Below are 14,773 nucleotides of genomic sequence, written 5' to 3' on the forward strand. Positions count from 1 at the left end.
CGAAGCGCATTTCATGACTGTCGAACGCATTGCACTTCGTGAATCGCAACTGCTGATCGAGGACGGCATCGCGCAGTTTTCGCATCAACGTCCGGCAGCGCGCAATGCGTTGTCGGCGGCGCTGCGGCTGGACTATCCGCAGATGCTCGATCGCGTCGAGTCCGATCCGAACATCCGCGCACTCGTCATCACTGGCGAAGGGGGGAGCTTTTGTGCCGGCGGAGACCTCAAGTCGATGCGCGAGCGTCACACCAGCGCCAACCCGCAGGATCGTGCGCCCGATGGCATGCGCCGACGCCTGCTGGGCATGCACGCCTGGATGGAGCGGCTCCATTCGCTGGAGGTGCCGGTTGTCGCGGCCGTCGATGGTGCCGCAATGGGCGCGGGGTTCTCGATTGCGCTGGTTGCGGATTTCATCCTGGCCTCGAGTCGAGCGGTGTTCTGCATGTCCTTCGCCAAGATCGGCCTCGTGCCCGACCTGGGCGCCTTCTACCTCTTGCCCCGTGCGGTCGGGCTGCCGATGGCCAAGGAACTCGCACTGACCGCGCGCCGTGTGGATGCGCACGAAGGCCAGCGGCTCGGCTTCGTCCATGCAGTTCACGAGCCCGAAGCGCTGCTGGCAGAGGCGATGCGCTTCGCGCGCCGCTTCGTGGCCGGACCGCGCGAATCTGCCGGTCTGACCAAACGCTTGATGAACCAGAGCTTCGAAACACCGTTTCGCGCATTGGCCGAGATGGAGGCACAGGCGCAAGGCATCGCGTCGACGACGCCCTACCACCTTGCGGCAGTGGCTGGGTTTCTCGATGGCAAGCCGTCCATGTTCGACTGGGATCGAAACCAGGCCTGAGGCCCAAGAGAAAAGGGGCCCCAGGTCTCAGGCCACCTGCCGCTGCCGGTCTTGCCAATGGCGCGCGCGAAGCGCCTTCTTGTCGACCTTGTCCAAGGGAGTGAGCGGCAGCGAATCCACGATTTCGACGAACTTGGGCGCCTGCACCACGCCTTTGCGCTGCGACACGAATGCGATCAGTTCCTCGGCTGACAGCGTGGTGCCTGGCTTGGGCACTACCACTGCCATCACCGCTTCGCCCCACTTGGCGTGGGGCACGCCGATCACGGCGGACAGGGCCACGCCCGGATGTTGCGCGAGGCAGCCTTCCACTTCGCTGGAGTACACGTTGAAGCCACCCGAGATGATCATGTCCTTGGCGCGATCCACCAGATACAGAAAGCCCTGCGCGTCGCACCGCGCCATGTCGCCGGTGTGCAGCCAGTCGCCATCGAATGCGCGTGCCGTTTCCTCGGGGCGGTTCAGGTAGCCCGACATCACGAGCGGGCCGCGCACGCACAGTTCGCCGATCTCTCCCGCGGGCACTTCGTTGCCGTCGGCATCCAGCAGCTTTACCGAGTTGCCGGGCAGCACGCGACCGCAGCTCCCAAGAAGCTCGGGGCGCTGCGGGTCGTGCTCGTCGCGGCGCAGGTAGCTGATGGTCATGGGGGCTTCGGCCTGGCCGTAGACCTGCGCGAAGACGGGGCCCATCCGCTCGAGCGCCTGTACCAAACGCGCGGGCGCCATCGGCGCGGCGCCGTAGATCACCACCTCGAGGCTGGAGGCGTCATGCAGGCCCAGCGCGGGTGAGTCGAGCAGGCCGTAGATCTGCGTCGGGACCAGGAAGGTGCTCGTGATGCGCTCGCGCGCCACCGTCGCCAGGAAAGCATCTGGCGTGAATCGGTCCAGCAGGTGCACCGTGCCGCCGCGCAGCAGGGTGGTGAAGATCATCGCCCCTGCCGCGTGCGACACCGGCGTGGCCGCCAGGAAGCGCACCTGCTCGGGCCATTCCCAGCCGGCGAGCTGTTGCAGTGCAGAGGTGACCACTGTCCGGTGGTGGTGCACGATGCCCTTGGACTTTCCGGTGGTGCCCCCGCTGTAGGCGATCTTCAGGATTTCGCCGGGTCGGACCTGGTCTTCGGGTTCGTCGTCGTGCTGCCTGGCGCTGGCCGCCATCAGGTCCATCCCGAAGTCGGCCGGGCCCAGGGTGAGGACGTGGCCCACGATGCCGCGCGAAGCCAGGGCACGGCCGCGCTCCGCATGACGCGGCACATCGAGCACCAGCGCCTTCACGCCGGCGTCGGCCAGCACGAAGGCCTGGTCTTCTTCCGACCCGAGCGGGTGCAGCGGCACGTAGATGAAGCCCATGAGCTGCGCCGCGACGATGGCGATGACCGATTCGGTCGAATTGGTGGCAAGGACCGCCACCGCGTCCTGGCGCTTCAAGCCCAGCGCCGCGAACGCGTGCATGCAGCGCCAGCAAGCGGATGCGAGTTCCTGGTAGCTCAGGCGCCGGTCGCCGGCCACCAGGGCTTCGCGGCTCGGATGCACGCGCAAGGCGGCGCGATACATCTGAGCGATGGTGGCGCCTTGGGCCTGGACATCGGCCGCGGGGTGCATGTCGTGACGCTTGGTCGTCATGGCTGCTGCTTCTCGATGCCCGCGGCGCGGCCCACTTCCTCGAAGCGTGCCGAGTCGGCGCGCATCTCGTCCAGGAAGGCCTGCGGCGTGGTGGGTGCCACTTCCAGGCCCAGCTGGCGCATGCGCGTCTTCACCTCGTCGCGGGCCAGCGCTCCGTTCAGGGCCGCGTTGAGTCGTTGAATCGCCGCTGGCGGCGTGGCCCTGGGCACCAGCATGCCCACATACGGCTGGTCGTTGAAGCCGGTCAGGCCGAGTTCGGTGAGCGTGGGAACCTGCGGAAGGTCTGGCAGGCGGTGATCGCCGAACACGGCCAGCGGACGGCTCGCGCCACTGTCGATGAACGGCTTCTGCGCCGCCAGCGTGTCGATCAGCAGATCCACACGATCGCCGTTGAGGTCCTGCATGGCCGCGGGCACGCCGGCATAGGGCACCTTGAGGATGTCGGTGCGCGCCAGCTTGTTGATGCGCGCGTGATAGAACTCGTAGGTCGAGGCCGTCACCGCCATCGACACGCTGCCCGGCTTCTTGCGCTCCTGTGCCACCACGTCGGCGAAGTCCTTGCCCGCGAAATTCCTGCGCGCGACCAGCACCAGGCTCAGATTCACTGCCTTGCCCACCGGTGCCAGGCTCTTCTCGAAATCGACCGGCGGCACCTGGTACATGGCACGCGCCACCACCAAGGGCATGCCGCCCATCAGCACCGTGTGCCCATCGGCAGCTCCGGTGGCAACGAACTGCGCTCCGATGGCTCCCGATGCACCGGGCTTGTTGAGCACCACCACCGGCTGGCCGAGCGTGATGGCCATGCGGTCGCCCAGCACGCGGGCGATGATGTCGTTGGCGCCGCCGGGCTGGTAGACCACCACGAGCTTGAGGGGTTGCGACGGGAAGCTCGCCTCTGCCGCGAACGCGGGCAGCGTGTGGGCCATGGCCATGAGCCCTGGTGCGAGGATGAGGGCGCGTCGTCGTGAAAGCATGCGGATGGTCTCCTGGATGGGGGTGAGGGTCGCCACCGGCTCAGGCGGGCAGTGCGCTGGCGCTGCGATCACGGGCGAGTTCGGCTTCCTGCAACTCGCGCCAGGCGATCTTGCCGGTGGCCGACTTGGGAAGTGCGTCGACGATCTCGACGATGCGCGGTGCTTTGTAGGTGGCCATATTGGCGCGGCACCAGGCCAGCAACGACTCGCGGTCGGCCGCGCGGCCGGGCTTGAGCGCGACGATGGCCTTGACCGTTTCGCCGCGCTTCGCGTCGTGGGCGGCGATCACGCAGGCTTCGTGTATGTCGGGATGGCCGTTGAGCGTGGCCTCCACTTCGGCGGGCCACACCTTGTAGCCCGCCGCGTTGATCATGCGCTTGAGCCGGTCCCGCATGAACACGTAGCCGTCGGCATCGAAGCAGCCGAGATCGCCGGTGCGAAAGAAGCGCTTGCCGTCGATCACGATGAAGCCCTGCGCATTGGCCTCGGGGTTGTTCCAGTAGCCGCGCATCACCTGCGCGCCGTGCGCAACGATCTCGCCCACCTCACCCTCGGCCACGGGTTGCAGCGTTTCGGGATCGACGATGCGCAGGTCCACCCCGAAGGTGGGAACGCCCAGGCAGACACGCTTGGGCGCATGAACGGGGTTGGCGCAAAGGAACGTGGCGGTCTCGGTGAGGCCATAGCCTTCGATGTAGTCCAGGCCGTAGCGCTGCTTCAACAGTCGGTTGATGCTGTCGGGCGTGGCGGCGCCGCCACCGGTCACCATGGCCAGGCTGGAGAGATCGCGCTGTTCGATGCCCGGCTGCGCGAAGAAGTCGACCAGCATCGCCGGCAACGCGGCCCAGAAGGTGACGCGATGCCGTTCGATCAGGAAGGCGGCGGTTTCGCGCTCCCAGCGAGGCATCAGCACCACGGTACCGCCCATGTAGATCGCGGCATTCACGTTGTTCTGCAGGCCCAGCAGATGGAAGAGCGGTGCCACGGCAAGGAAGGTGGTCTCGCTGTTGCAGCGCCGCCAGATGGTGGATCCCACGAACGAGGTCATGGCCGTGCGGTGCGTGTGCATGCAGGCCTTGGGCGCGCCGGTGGTGCCGGAGGTGTAGGGCAGCATGCACAGGTCGTCGGGGCTCGCAAGGTGACGGGCCGGCGTGCGCTGCGCCTGCAGCGCGGTCTGCCAGCGCACCGCGCCTTCCGGCAGCGCTTGCGAGCTCGAAGGCGTGCGAACCGAGTCGGGGATGTTCATTCCCGCTTCGTCGCCGCCAAGCGCATCGCCATAGGCATGCACGATCACGTGGCGCAGCAGGCCCTGCTCCAGCAGCGGCGCGGCGCAGGGCATCAGTTCCTGTGCAACGAAGGCCACGCGTGCGCCGCTGTCGGCCAGGATGTGGCGCAACTCGTCCTGCAACAGCATGGCATTGACGGGCACCATCACCGCATCGGCGCGCAGGATCGCGAAGTAGGCGGCGATGAACTGCGGGCAGTTCTGGCTGAACACGGCGACGCGGTCCCCGCGTTGCACGCCCTGGGCCTGCAGCCAACCGGCCATGTGCTCGACGTCGCGCAAAAGCGCACCGTAGGTCGTGGCACTGCCGAAGAACTGGATGGCGGTCTTGCCCGGGAACCGGCGCGCCGAGGCTTCCAGGTTTTGGAAGATGCTGGTCTCGGGAACGTGGATCTGGCGTGGCAGCCCGAAGCGGGCGTGCGCGGGTGCGAGCTTGAGCGGATTGGTCGGACGCTCCACGACACCGTCCGGCACGGCGGGAAACACGAAGGGAGACGGGGCGTTCATGGTCGGGAGCTGTCCTGGATGATCAGACTGCGCCCGCCAGCTCGGGCACCGCCACGAACAGGTCGGCGACCAGCCCGTAGTCGGCCACCGAGAAGATCGGCGCTTCTTCGTCCTTGTTGATCGCGACGATGACCTTCGAATCCTTCATGCCGGCCAGATGCTGGATCGCACCCGAGATGCCGGCCGCGATGTACAGCTGCGGCGCCACGATCTTGCCGGTCTGGCCGACCTGCCAGTCGTTCGGCGCGTAGCCCGCGTCCACCGCGGCGCGGCTGGCACCCAGGCCTGCGTTCAGCTTGTCGGCCAGCGGCGTCATGACCTCGGTGAACTTCTCGGCGCTGCCCAGGGCGCGGCCACCCGAGACGATGATCTTGGCGGCGGTCAGTTCGGGGCGGTCGCTCTTGGTGACCTCGCGGCCCACGAAGCTCGACTTGCCGCTGTCGGCGACGCCGTCGACCGTCTCGGTCGCGGCGCTGCCGCCGGTGGCGGCCGCAGCGTCGAAGCCCGTGGTGCGCACCGTGATCACCTTGATCGGATCGCTGCTCTGCATGATGGCGATCGCGTTGCCCGCGTAGATCGGACGCTCGAAGGTGTCGGGGCTGTCGACCTTGGTGACGTCGCTGATCTGCGCCACGTCGAGCAGCGCGGCCACGCGCGGCGCCACGTTCTTGCCGTTGGCGGTCGACGGGAACAGGATGTGGCTGTAGTTCTTCGCGATCGCGATCACCTGGGCGGCGACGTTCTCGGCCAGGTTCTCGGCGAGAGACGGGCTGTCGGCGACGATCACCTTGGCCACGCCTGCGACCTGCGCGGCGGCCTTGGCGGCTTCGGCCGCGTTGGCACCGGCCACCAGCACGTGGACGTCGCCGCTCGCGCAGGCGATGGCCGCGGTCACGGTGTTGAGGGTCGCCGGCTTGAGGGTGGCGTGGTCGTGTTCGGCAATAACAAGTACGGTCATTTCGTCGTTCCTCAGATCACTTTGGCTTCGTTCTTGAGCTTGTCGACCAAGGCGGCCACGTCGGCCACCTTGATGCCCGCACCGCGCTTCGGCGGTTCCGACACCTTGAGCGTCTTCAGGCGCGGCTTGACGTCCACGCCCAGGTCCTCGGGCTTCACGACGTCGAGCTGCTTCTTCTTGGCCTTCATGATGTTGGGCAGCGTGACGTAGCGCGGCTCGTTCAGGCGCAGGTCGGTCGTGATGACGGCCGGCACGCTCAGCGAGATGGTCTCGAGGCCGCCGTCCACTTCACGCGTGACGCTGACCTTGTCGCCCGCCACTTCGACCTTCGAGGCGAAGGTGGCTTGCGGCAGGTCGGCGAGCGCGGCCAGCATCTGGCCCGTCTGGTTGGCGTCGTCGTCGATCGCCTGCTTGCCGAGGATGATCAGCGAGGGCTGTTCCTTGTCGACCAGCGCCTTGAGCAGCTTGGCCACGGCCAGCGGCTGCAGCTCTTCGGTGGTCTCGACCAGGATGCCGCGGTCGGCGCCGATGGCCATCGCGGTGCGCAGGGTTTCCTGGCACTTCGCGTCGCCGCACGAGACCGCGATGATCTCGGTGGCCACGCCCTTTTCCTTCAGGCGGACCGCTTCTTCGACAGCGATCTCGTCGAAGGGGTTCATGCTCATCTTGACGTCGGCGATGGCTACGCCAGTGCCATCGGACTTGACGCGAACCTTGACGTTGTAGTCGACGACCCGCTTGACTGCGACCAGTAGTTTCATTTCCCGGTTTTCTCGATAGGTTGGATTTACGGATGAATCAGGCCATGGCCTGGAAGCCCAGCCCTTGCTGGCGCAGCCGGTCGATGGTCTCGGCGTCGAAGCCCCAGTCCCGCAGGGCGGCGGCGCCGTGCTCGCCGCGCGCCGGCTCGCGGCGCGGCAAGGTCGACGGCGTGTCGGAGAAGCGCGGGGCCGGGGCGGGTTGCATCACGCCATCCACCTCGACGAAGCTGCCGCGCGCACGGTTGTGTGGATGGTTGGGTGCTTCCGAGAAGCTGAGCACCGGTGCCACGCAGGCATCGCTGCCTTCGAAGACCTGGGTCCATTCGTCGCGCGTGCGGCGGGCAAAGGCGGTCTCGAGGGCCGCACGAATCTGCGGCCAGCCCTTGCGGTCGTGCTGCGAAGGCAGGCCAGCGTCGGTCAACCCCAGCCTGGCCAGCAGCTCGGCGTAGAAGCGACCTTCCACGGGGCCCACCGACATGTACTGGCCATCGGAGGTGCGATAGCTGTCGTACCACGGTGCGCCGCCATCGAGCATGTTGCTGGCACGTTGCTCGCGCCAGTTGCCCGATGCCAGCAAACCCCAGAAGACGGCGCCGAGTTGCGCGGCGCCTTCTGTCATCGCGGCATCCACCACCTGGCCGCTGCCGCCGGACTTCACGTTGACCAGCGCGGCCAGCACGCCGATGGCCAGCAGCATCCCGCCGCCCCCGTAGTCGCCCACCACGTTCAGCGGGACGGTGGGCTTGGCATCCGGCGCGGCGCCGATGCCCGAGAGCACGCCCGAAAGTGCAATGTAGTTGAGGTCATGCCCGGCGCGCTCTGCCATGGGGCCGGTCTGGCCCCAGCCCGTCATGCGGCCGTAGACCAGCCTGGGGTTGCGTGCCAGGGCCGTTGCCGGGCCCAGGCCCAGGCGTTCCATGGTGCCGGGGCGAAAGCCCTCGATCAGCACGTCGGCTCGCTCGATGAGTGCCAGCGCGGCCTCGCGTGCTTCGGGCTGCTTCAGGTCCAGCGTCACCGAGCGGCGGCCGCGGCCCACGACGTTGATGCGCGGGCCGTCCATCTTGGGGCCCAGGTCGCCGGGCGCCACCGGCCGATCGATGCGAATCACGTCCGCACCCATGTCGGCCAGCAGCATGGCACCGAACGGCCCGGGGCCGATGGCTTCGAATTCCACGACACGAATGCCGGAAAGCACGCCCATTCTGAAGTCTCCTTGGTTCTATGCTGACGGGTCCGGGCCTGCGCTGCCGAGGTGGCGTGGGCAGGCCGCTGTCAGGTGGAAATTTGAACCCGACAGGCCCGCGAGATCGCCACCCGCAACGGGTAGCCCCGGGGTATGCGTCCTCGGAGGCTGCTGCACAATCGACCTCCCCGAGGCGCAGGCCGGTGTGCCGGTGCCGCTCCCGAGTACGTCATGTCCGCCAGTCCAAACCGCATCGAATCCTCGCCTCAGGGCAGCCCTGTCGTCCCCTCGCTTCCGACGGGCCGGGTGCCGCCTCGCCTGGTGGCGCGCGAGCGTCTGCTGGCGCGCCTGGTGGACGAGCGGCGGCGGCGCTGCCTGGTGGTGACCGGGCCGGCCGGCAGCGGAAAGACCACGCTGCTGGCGGCCTGGCGCCAGGCCCTGGTGCCGCTGGGCTTCGAGGTGGCATGGGTCGCGCTCACGCCGGAGGACAACGAGCCTTCGCGCTTTTTCGAAAGCCTGATCGCAGCCCTGGCCGCCGTCAGCCCCGCGCTGGTGAGTGAGGCGCTCATCCTCGAGGACGCGGGCATCGTCCATCCGGACGGCATGGAGCGCATGGCCATCACGCTGGTCGGCGCGATCGAGTCGCAGGGTCGCGAGATGGTGCTGGTGCTGGACGACCTGCAACACCTGAAGCACCCCGCGGTGCTCGAGACGCTGCAATGGCTGCTGGACTACGCGCCGCCGCGCCTGCACATCGCCCTGTCGTCGCGCGGTTCCATTCCCCTGTCGCAGGAGCGCCTGCGCGTGCAGGGCCAAGTGCTCGCATTGGACCAGGGCGACCTGCGTTTCACGCCGGCCGAGACCGAGCAGTTCCTGAAGCTCCATGTGGGCGAGCTGGATTCGCGCACGGTCCGGCTCCTGCATGAACTCACCGACGGCTGGGTCGCCGGACTTCAACTGTTCGCCGTGGACTGGAGGAAGAGGCGGCAGGGCACGCAAGCGCCGAAGGCCGAGAGCTTCACTCAGGTGCCGCTGCGCGATGCGCGCGCCTTCACGCACTATTTCGAGCAGGAGGTGCTGGCGCGACTGCCAACCGAGACGCTCGACGTGCTGGTGAGCCTGGCCCCGTGCAGCCGTGTCTGCCCCTCGCTGTGCGCGGCGCTCTCCGGCCGGCCCGAGACGGTGGGCGAGGCCAGCGTCCTGCTTGCGCGCCTGGAAAGCGACAACGTGTTCCTGGTGCCTGTTCAGGGTCCGCCGCCGCATGCCTGGTATCGACTGCATCCGCTGCTGCGCGAAACCCTGATCGACCGCTTCGCCCGATGGGACGAAGGCCTTCGGCGCAGCGTGCACGCGCGGGCCTTCGAATGGTTTCGCGCACACGGCGACCTGGCCGAGGCTGTGCGCCATGGCATCGAGGCGGGCCAGGACCGGCAGGCAGCCGAGCTGGTCGAGCAATGCGCCGAGGCGATGTTCGTGCGCAGCGAGCGTCGCGACCTGATCAGCCTGCTTCGCATGCTGCCGACTGCGGAGGTGCAGCGCAGCTTCCGGCTGCGACTGTGGAGCGCGCGGGCCCAGCTCTACCAGCGCGAGCTGCGCGCCTGTGACGAAGCGCTGGATTCGCTGGAGCACGACCTGCCTGCGGGAGACCCGCGCCTCTACCAGGTGGCCCTGCTGCGCGCCGCCGTGGCGGTGCAGCGCGACGACACCGAAGGCGCTCTCAAGCTCTTGCCGCGCCTGCTGGACATGCCCGCCGAGACCGATTCCCTGACCATCGGCGGGCGCAACAACATCCTGTCATGGCTGTACATGCACCAGGGCGAATACGAGAAGGCTCGTCGCATCCAGCAGGACTCGCCGCCTTTGCTGGTGCAGGGCGCGCCCCTGCTGAGCACGCCTTCGGGCTTGCTGCAGGGCCGTTGCCTCGTGGGCCTGTCGTGGGCCATGGAAGGGCAGATGACCCAGGCGGAGCGCACCTACCGCGCCGTCGTCGCCGACGCCGAACGATGTGGCCGCGCCTGCGCCGACACCTACTACCTGGCCACCGCGCTGCTGGCCGACGTGCTGTATGAGCTCGACGACACGAAGCAGGCGCGCGAACTCCTGAGCGGCAAGGCGGATGTGCTGGAGCGAATCTCGATTCCCGACGCGGTGCTGCGCGCGTTCCGGGTGCTGGCCGCGGCGCAGTTGCAGGAAGGCCATCGCATGGAGGCCTTCGCCTGCCTCGAGCGGCTCGAGGACTACGCGATCAGGCATGGGCTCGACCGGCTGCTGGCCCACAGCCTGGCCGACCAGATCCACCTGCATCAGCTGCAGGGTGAGATGACCGCAGCCGTCGACGTGCTGACGCGCCTGGATGCGCTGGGCGCCGCGCATGCGCATGCACAGGCCAGCGCCTTGGCCGACATTCCCGAGCTCGTGGAGCGCGCGCACGTGCGGCTCGACCTGATGCATGGCGACCTGGAAGGCGCGTCGCAGCGCGTGGCCAGCCTGCTCGCACGCTGCGAGGCCCGCGGCCATGGCCGCACGGCCGCGCAATTGATGATGCAGGACGCGGTGATCGAGGCGCGCCGCGGCCGCCCCGAGACGGCGCGGCGCAAGCTGGTCGATGCGCTGGGTCGCGGTCATCGACTGGGCCTGCAGCGCAGCCTGCTGGATGCCGATCCTTCCGCGCGCAGGCTGGTGCGGGAGCTGGCAGCGACCGAGAAGCTCGATCCGGTGCTCGCGTTCTATGTCGGGCGGCTTCAAACCACCAGCGCGGCACCCGCCCACGCAGCGCGCGCGAGTGGTGTCGCGATGCCGGTCGAGGATTTCAGCGCCCGCGAGATCGAGGTGCTGCGCCTGCTCGCGCAAGCCATGTCCAACAAGAAGATCGCCCGCGCACTCGGCCTGTCGCCCGAGACGGTGAAGTGGTACCTGAGTCGCATCTACGGCAAGCTGCGCGTCACCGGTCGGGACGAGGCAGTGGCCCGGGTGCGCGACCTGGGCTGGGACCGCGCCGGCGCGGCTCCGGGCGAGCTGCCGCGCTGAGCGGCGTCGAGCCTGACGAAGAGGCCCTCAGGGCTCCACCACGTTGAACATCGGCTCGAACTCCTCCAGCAGGCACAGCAGCTCCATCACGCGGTCTGCATTGCCTTCGACTTCGATCACCCGCTCGGCGGCCAGTTGGCCGAAGCCCTCGGGCAGGCCGGCCGGGTGTGTCTGCCACTGCGCCATGGCACTGCGCGACAGCGTCACCCGAGCGTCGGGCTTCTGGCGCGCCGCACCGGGCAGGTAGGTGAGGGTGGCGTTGTCCAGGTGCATTGCCCAGGTTTCGCCGCTGCCCTGGTCGTGCCACTCGATGTCCATGCGCAGGCCCTCAGCACGTTGGGCATCCAGGCGCACTGCGAACGAGTCCATCAGGAGCTCGATCGGCAGCGCACCGATGAGGTCGCGACTCACGTTGCGCCGGCGCACTTGCGGCACGCCCTTGCGCAGCTCCTGCGCGCCCAGCAGGAAGGCGTTGCGCCAGGTGGCCGATTCGGCGGCGAAGCCCATCTGCTCCAGCGCGTCGGCGCACAGCGCGCGAGCGGCCAGGTTGCCGGGTTCGGCGAACACCAGGTGGTTCGTGACCTCGGCCACCCAGCGATGCTCGCCGCGTGCGAAGTCATCGCGCGCCTGCGCCAGCAGCGCGTCGGCGCCGCCCATGTACCGGACATAGCGCGAGCCGGATTCCTCAGGGGGCAGCAGGTGCAGGTGCGCGGGGTTCCCGTCGTACCAGCCCAGATAGTGCTGCACGATGGATCGCACGTTGTGCGAAATGGTGCCGTAGAAGCCATGGTTGGCCCAGCGGCCGGCCAGCGAGTTGGGCAGCCTCATCGCCTCGGCCACCTCGATGCCCGTCAGGCCGCGGTTCATCAGGCGCACGGTCTGGTCGTGCAGGTGCTTGTACATGTCACGCTGGTCGCGCAGGTAGCAGCGGATCTCTTCATTGCCCCAGGTGGGCCAGTTGTGCTGCGCGAACACCACGTCGGCCGTCGGCGCATAGCGGTCGAGCGCCTGGTCGATGTAGCGCGACCACAGGCGTGCATCGCGCACCTGGGCGCCGCGCAAGGGGCACAGGTTGTGCAGTGCCTGGGTGCCGATCTCGGCCATGTTCAGCGCGCGCAGGCCGGGGAAGTGCAGGAACATTTCCGACGGTGCCTCGCTTTCCAGCGCGAGGTGGAAGACGATCTCCACGCCGTCGATCACATGGGTCTCGCTCTCCTGCTCGATGCTGCGCGTGGGAGGGATCAGCGTGGTGGTGCCCATCGGCACGGCCTTGCCCATGCCGCAGTCCACCGTGCCGCAGGCATTGCGCGGCAGCGAAACGCCGAACTGGAACATGGCGCGACGGCCCATCGCATTGCCGGCCAGCACGTTCTCCGACACCGTGTGCCACATGAAGCCCGAAGGCGCCACGATCGGCACGCGCCGCGCGATCGCATCCGCTTCGTCGAGCACGCCACGCGCGCCGCCGAAGTGGTCGGCATGGCTGTGGGTGTAGATGAGGCCGGTGACGGGGCGGTTGCCGCGGTGCTCGCGGTACAGCTTGAGCGCCGCCTCTGCAGTTTCCGCCACGGTGAGCGGGTCGACGATGACGACGCCGGTGTCGCCTTCCACGATGGTGATGTTCGAGACGTCGAAGCCGCGCACCTGGTAGATGCGGTCGGTCACCTTGAACAGGCCGTGCAGGTTGTTCAGTCGTGCGTGCTGCCACAGGTTGGCCTGGACGGTGTCGGGCCCCGCCGATTCGTCGAGGAAGGAGAAGTCGCGCAGGCTCCAGTTGACACGGCCCCTGGCGTCGGTGATGTGGGCATCGGGGATCGTGGCGATGAAACCACGCCGGGCGTTGTCGAGGTTTTCCTCTGTGTCGGCCAGGGGCAGCAGGGAGTCCGAGATGTTCATGACAGTGGATCGGGTGGGGAATGAAAAGAAGGCGCGTTTCAGTGCGCCGTTGGCGCGCGTGCCGGCCAGTGGGCATCGCGCAACTCGCGCTTGAGCACCTTGCCGGCACCCGACAGCGGGAGCTCGCCGCGGAACTCCACGCTCTTGGGGCACTTGTAGCCGGCGATCGACTCGCGGCAATGCGCACGCAGGTCGTCTTCGGAAAGACTGGCACCGGGGCGCAGCACGACCACCGCATGCACGGCTTCTACCCAGGTGGGGTGCGGAATGCCGATCACGGCGCACATGGCCACGGCCGGGTGGCGCCCGATCACGCCTTCCACCTCGGCCGAATAGACGTTCTCGCCGCCCGTGACGATCATGTCCTTGATGCGGTCGACCACGAAGAGATGGCCGGCCTCGTCCATCCAGGCGCCGTCGCCGGTGTGGAGCCAGCCGTCGCGCAGCGCGGCGGCGGTCTCGGCGGGCTTATTCCAGTAGCCCAGCGTGATGTTGGGGCCTCGCACGACGATCTCGCCGACGCTCCCCGGTGGCAGTTCCCGGCCCCCACCGTCGACGATCTTCACCTCGACGCCCGGAACGGCGCGGCCCGCGGAGCCCGACAGTCCGAGGGCTCGACCTTGCTCGCCGTGGTTCTCGGGCGGGTTCACGCTGACGATCGGGCAGGCCTCGGTCAGTCCGTACTGGTGGAAGAACTCCACGCCGGGCAAGGCTCTCATCATGTCCTCGAGCACCGTGGGAGGAATCGGAGAGGCGCCATAGCTCAGGCGCTTCACGCTCGACAGGTCGGTGCGCCCGAAATCGGGGTGCGCGATCAGCGCCTGGATCATGGTGGGCACCAGGGCCAGCTCGTTGATGCGCTCGCGCTCGATGGTCCGAAGCAGCTCCGAAGCTTCGAAGCCCGGGACGATCACATGGGTGCCGCCGCTCACGAACTGCATCATGGCGCGGCTGAGCGCACCGATGTGGAAGAGTGGCGCCGAGTGCAGCAGCACGCTGTCACGCAGCGGCGGGATCGCTGCAATGCGCTGCAGGCTGCCGCACCACAGGTTGCGATGCGTCTGAATGACGCCCTTCGGAAAGCCCGTGGTGCCGCCCGTGTACATGATGCAGGCCAGATCGGCGTCGGCGCGCCGGGCATCGGGGATGGGCGCCGAATGCGCGATCAGGTGCTCGTGGCAAAGCATGCCTTGCGGCGCCTCTTCCTCGCCGAGATGGATCAGCCGTGGCGCATGACGTGCGCTGGCGCGGATGGCATCGGCCAGCGGCGCAAAGCGGTCGTCGACGAACAGCAAGCGGGTGTCGCAGTCGTCGAGTGAGTAGACGATCTCGGGCACGCTCCAGCGGATGTTCACCGGGTTCAGCACCGCACCGGCCCACCAGGTGGCCATCAGGACTTCCAGGTAGCGGTCGGAGTTGAGCGCCAGGATGCCTACGCGGTCGCCAGGCCTTACATCCAGGTGCTGCAGCGCCCCGGCCAGGCGCGCCACGCGCTCGGCGAATTCCCTGAAGCTGCGGCGCCGGCCGCCAAACACGGTGGCGGTGAGTTGGGGTGTCTGCTGCAGCGATCGCTGAAGCCCTTGGGTCATTTGCATGGGTCGTCTCTACGCTGGATCACGGGTGCCAGTGGAGCAGGCATGGCGTCGCGCTGCGCCACCCGCCTCAGGGGGCGGGAAAGCCAGCAGCGCCTTTCGGGGGAAATCTGTCTCGCC

General features: G+C 68.1%; 10 protein-coding genes. 2 read left to right on the forward strand and 8 right to left on the reverse strand.

The genetic code is table 11. The features are described from left to right. Positions 1 to 13: 13 nt before the first annotated feature. Positions 14 to 847 carry an enoyl-CoA hydratase/isomerase family protein gene (locus tag QTH87_RS22665; protein ID WP_286612330.1) on the forward strand — a complete coding sequence of 278 codons (834 nt, stop codon included), beginning with the start codon at positions 14 to 16 and terminating at the stop codon, positions 845 to 847. Between the two features lie 27 nt (positions 848 to 874). Here QTH87_RS22665 and QTH87_RS22670 read toward each other — a convergent pair whose 3' ends face one another. From QTH87_RS22670 to QTH87_RS22695, 6 genes are read right to left on the reverse strand one after another with little or no spacing between them, the layout of a single operon-like run. Next, a complete protein-coding gene (locus QTH87_RS22670; protein ID WP_286612331.1) occupies positions 875 to 2,467 on the reverse strand; it encodes an AMP-binding protein in 1,593 nt (530 codons plus the stop codon). Further along, the gene (locus QTH87_RS22675) at positions 2,464 to 3,444 is read right to left on the reverse strand and encodes a Bug family tripartite tricarboxylate transporter substrate binding protein (RefSeq protein ID WP_286612332.1); all 981 of its coding nucleotides are present in this window, start codon (positions 3,442 to 3,444) and stop codon (positions 2,464 to 2,466) included. Before QTH87_RS22675 ends, QTH87_RS22670 begins: the two co-directional genes overlap by 4 nt. Positions 3,445 to 3,484: 40 nt before the next feature. Next, positions 3,485 to 5,236, reverse strand: a complete 1,752-nt coding sequence (locus QTH87_RS22680; RefSeq protein ID WP_286612333.1) for a long-chain-fatty-acid--CoA ligase — start codon at positions 5,234 to 5,236, stop codon at positions 3,485 to 3,487. A gap of 22 nt (positions 5,237 to 5,258) precedes the next feature. Then, the gene (locus QTH87_RS22685) at positions 5,259 to 6,194 is read right to left on the reverse strand and encodes an electron transfer flavoprotein subunit alpha/FixB family protein (RefSeq protein WP_286612334.1); all 936 of its coding nucleotides are present in this window, start codon (positions 6,192 to 6,194) and stop codon (positions 5,259 to 5,261) included. Positions 6,195 to 6,205: 11 nt separating this feature from the next. After that, positions 6,206 to 6,955: an electron transfer flavoprotein subunit beta/FixA family protein gene (locus QTH87_RS22690; RefSeq protein ID WP_286612335.1), complete on the reverse strand. Its 750-nt coding sequence runs from the start codon at positions 6,953 to 6,955 to the stop codon at positions 6,206 to 6,208. A gap of 37 nt (positions 6,956 to 6,992) precedes the next feature. Beyond that, entirely contained in the window at positions 6,993 to 8,156 is a 1,164-nt protein-coding gene (locus QTH87_RS22695; protein WP_286612336.1) for a CaiB/BaiF CoA transferase family protein, read from the reverse strand. A gap of 213 nt (positions 8,157 to 8,369) precedes the next feature. Here QTH87_RS22695 and QTH87_RS22700 point away from each other — a divergent pair, with 213 nt between their 5' ends. Next, entirely contained in the window at positions 8,370 to 11,165 is a 2,796-nt protein-coding gene (locus QTH87_RS22700; protein WP_286612337.1) for a helix-turn-helix transcriptional regulator, read from the forward strand. Between the two features lie 27 nt (positions 11,166 to 11,192). Here the strand turns inward: QTH87_RS22700 and QTH87_RS22705 are convergent, their stop codons facing one another. Both QTH87_RS22705 and QTH87_RS22710 read right to left on the reverse strand, forming a co-directional pair. Beyond that, entirely contained in the window at positions 11,193 to 13,061 is a 1,869-nt protein-coding gene (locus QTH87_RS22705) for an alkyl/aryl-sulfatase (protein WP_286612338.1), read from the reverse strand. A gap of 38 nt (positions 13,062 to 13,099) precedes the next feature. Beyond that, positions 13,100 to 14,656 carry an acyl-CoA synthetase gene (locus QTH87_RS22710; RefSeq protein ID WP_286612339.1) on the reverse strand — a complete coding sequence of 519 codons (1,557 nt, stop codon included), beginning with the start codon at positions 14,654 to 14,656 and terminating at the stop codon, positions 13,100 to 13,102. Positions 14,657 to 14,773: the final 117 nt, after the last annotated feature.

It is taken from the genome of Variovorax jilinensis (assembly GCF_030316885.1).
GTDB classification, from domain to species: Bacteria; Pseudomonadota; Gammaproteobacteria; order Burkholderiales; family Burkholderiaceae_C; genus Variovorax; species Variovorax jilinensis.

What these genes read in the sequence shown, in the direction of transcription:
- QTH87_RS22665 (WP_286612330.1), top strand. Translation starts at nt 14, where the DNA reads ATGACTGTCGAACGCATTGCACTTCGTGAATCGCAACTGCTGATCGAG.
- QTH87_RS22670 (WP_286612331.1), bottom strand. Translation starts at nt 2,467, where the DNA reads ATGACGACCAAGCGTCACGACATGCACCCCGCGGCCGATGTCCAGGCC.
- QTH87_RS22675 (WP_286612332.1), bottom strand. Translation starts at nt 3,444, where the DNA reads ATGCTTTCACGACGACGCGCCCTCATCCTCGCACCAGGGCTCATGGCC.
- QTH87_RS22680 (WP_286612333.1), bottom strand. Translation starts at nt 5,236, where the DNA reads ATGAACGCCCCGTCTCCCTTCGTGTTTCCCGCCGTGCCGGACGGTGTC.
- QTH87_RS22685 (WP_286612334.1), bottom strand. Translation starts at nt 6,194, where the DNA reads ATGACCGTACTTGTTATTGCCGAACACGACCACGCCACCCTCAAGCCG.
- QTH87_RS22690 (WP_286612335.1), bottom strand. Translation starts at nt 6,955, where the DNA reads ATGAAACTACTGGTCGCAGTCAAGCGGGTCGTCGACTACAACGTCAAG.
- QTH87_RS22695 (WP_286612336.1), bottom strand. Translation starts at nt 8,156, where the DNA reads ATGGGCGTGCTTTCCGGCATTCGTGTCGTGGAATTCGAAGCCATCGGC.
- QTH87_RS22700 (WP_286612337.1), top strand. Translation starts at nt 8,370, where the DNA reads ATGTCCGCCAGTCCAAACCGCATCGAATCCTCGCCTCAGGGCAGCCCT.
- QTH87_RS22705 (WP_286612338.1), bottom strand. Translation starts at nt 13,061, where the DNA reads ATGAACATCTCGGACTCCCTGCTGCCCCTGGCCGACACAGAGGAAAAC.
- QTH87_RS22710 (WP_286612339.1), bottom strand. Translation starts at nt 14,656, where the DNA reads ATGCAAATGACCCAAGGGCTTCAGCGATCGCTGCAGCAGACACCCCAA.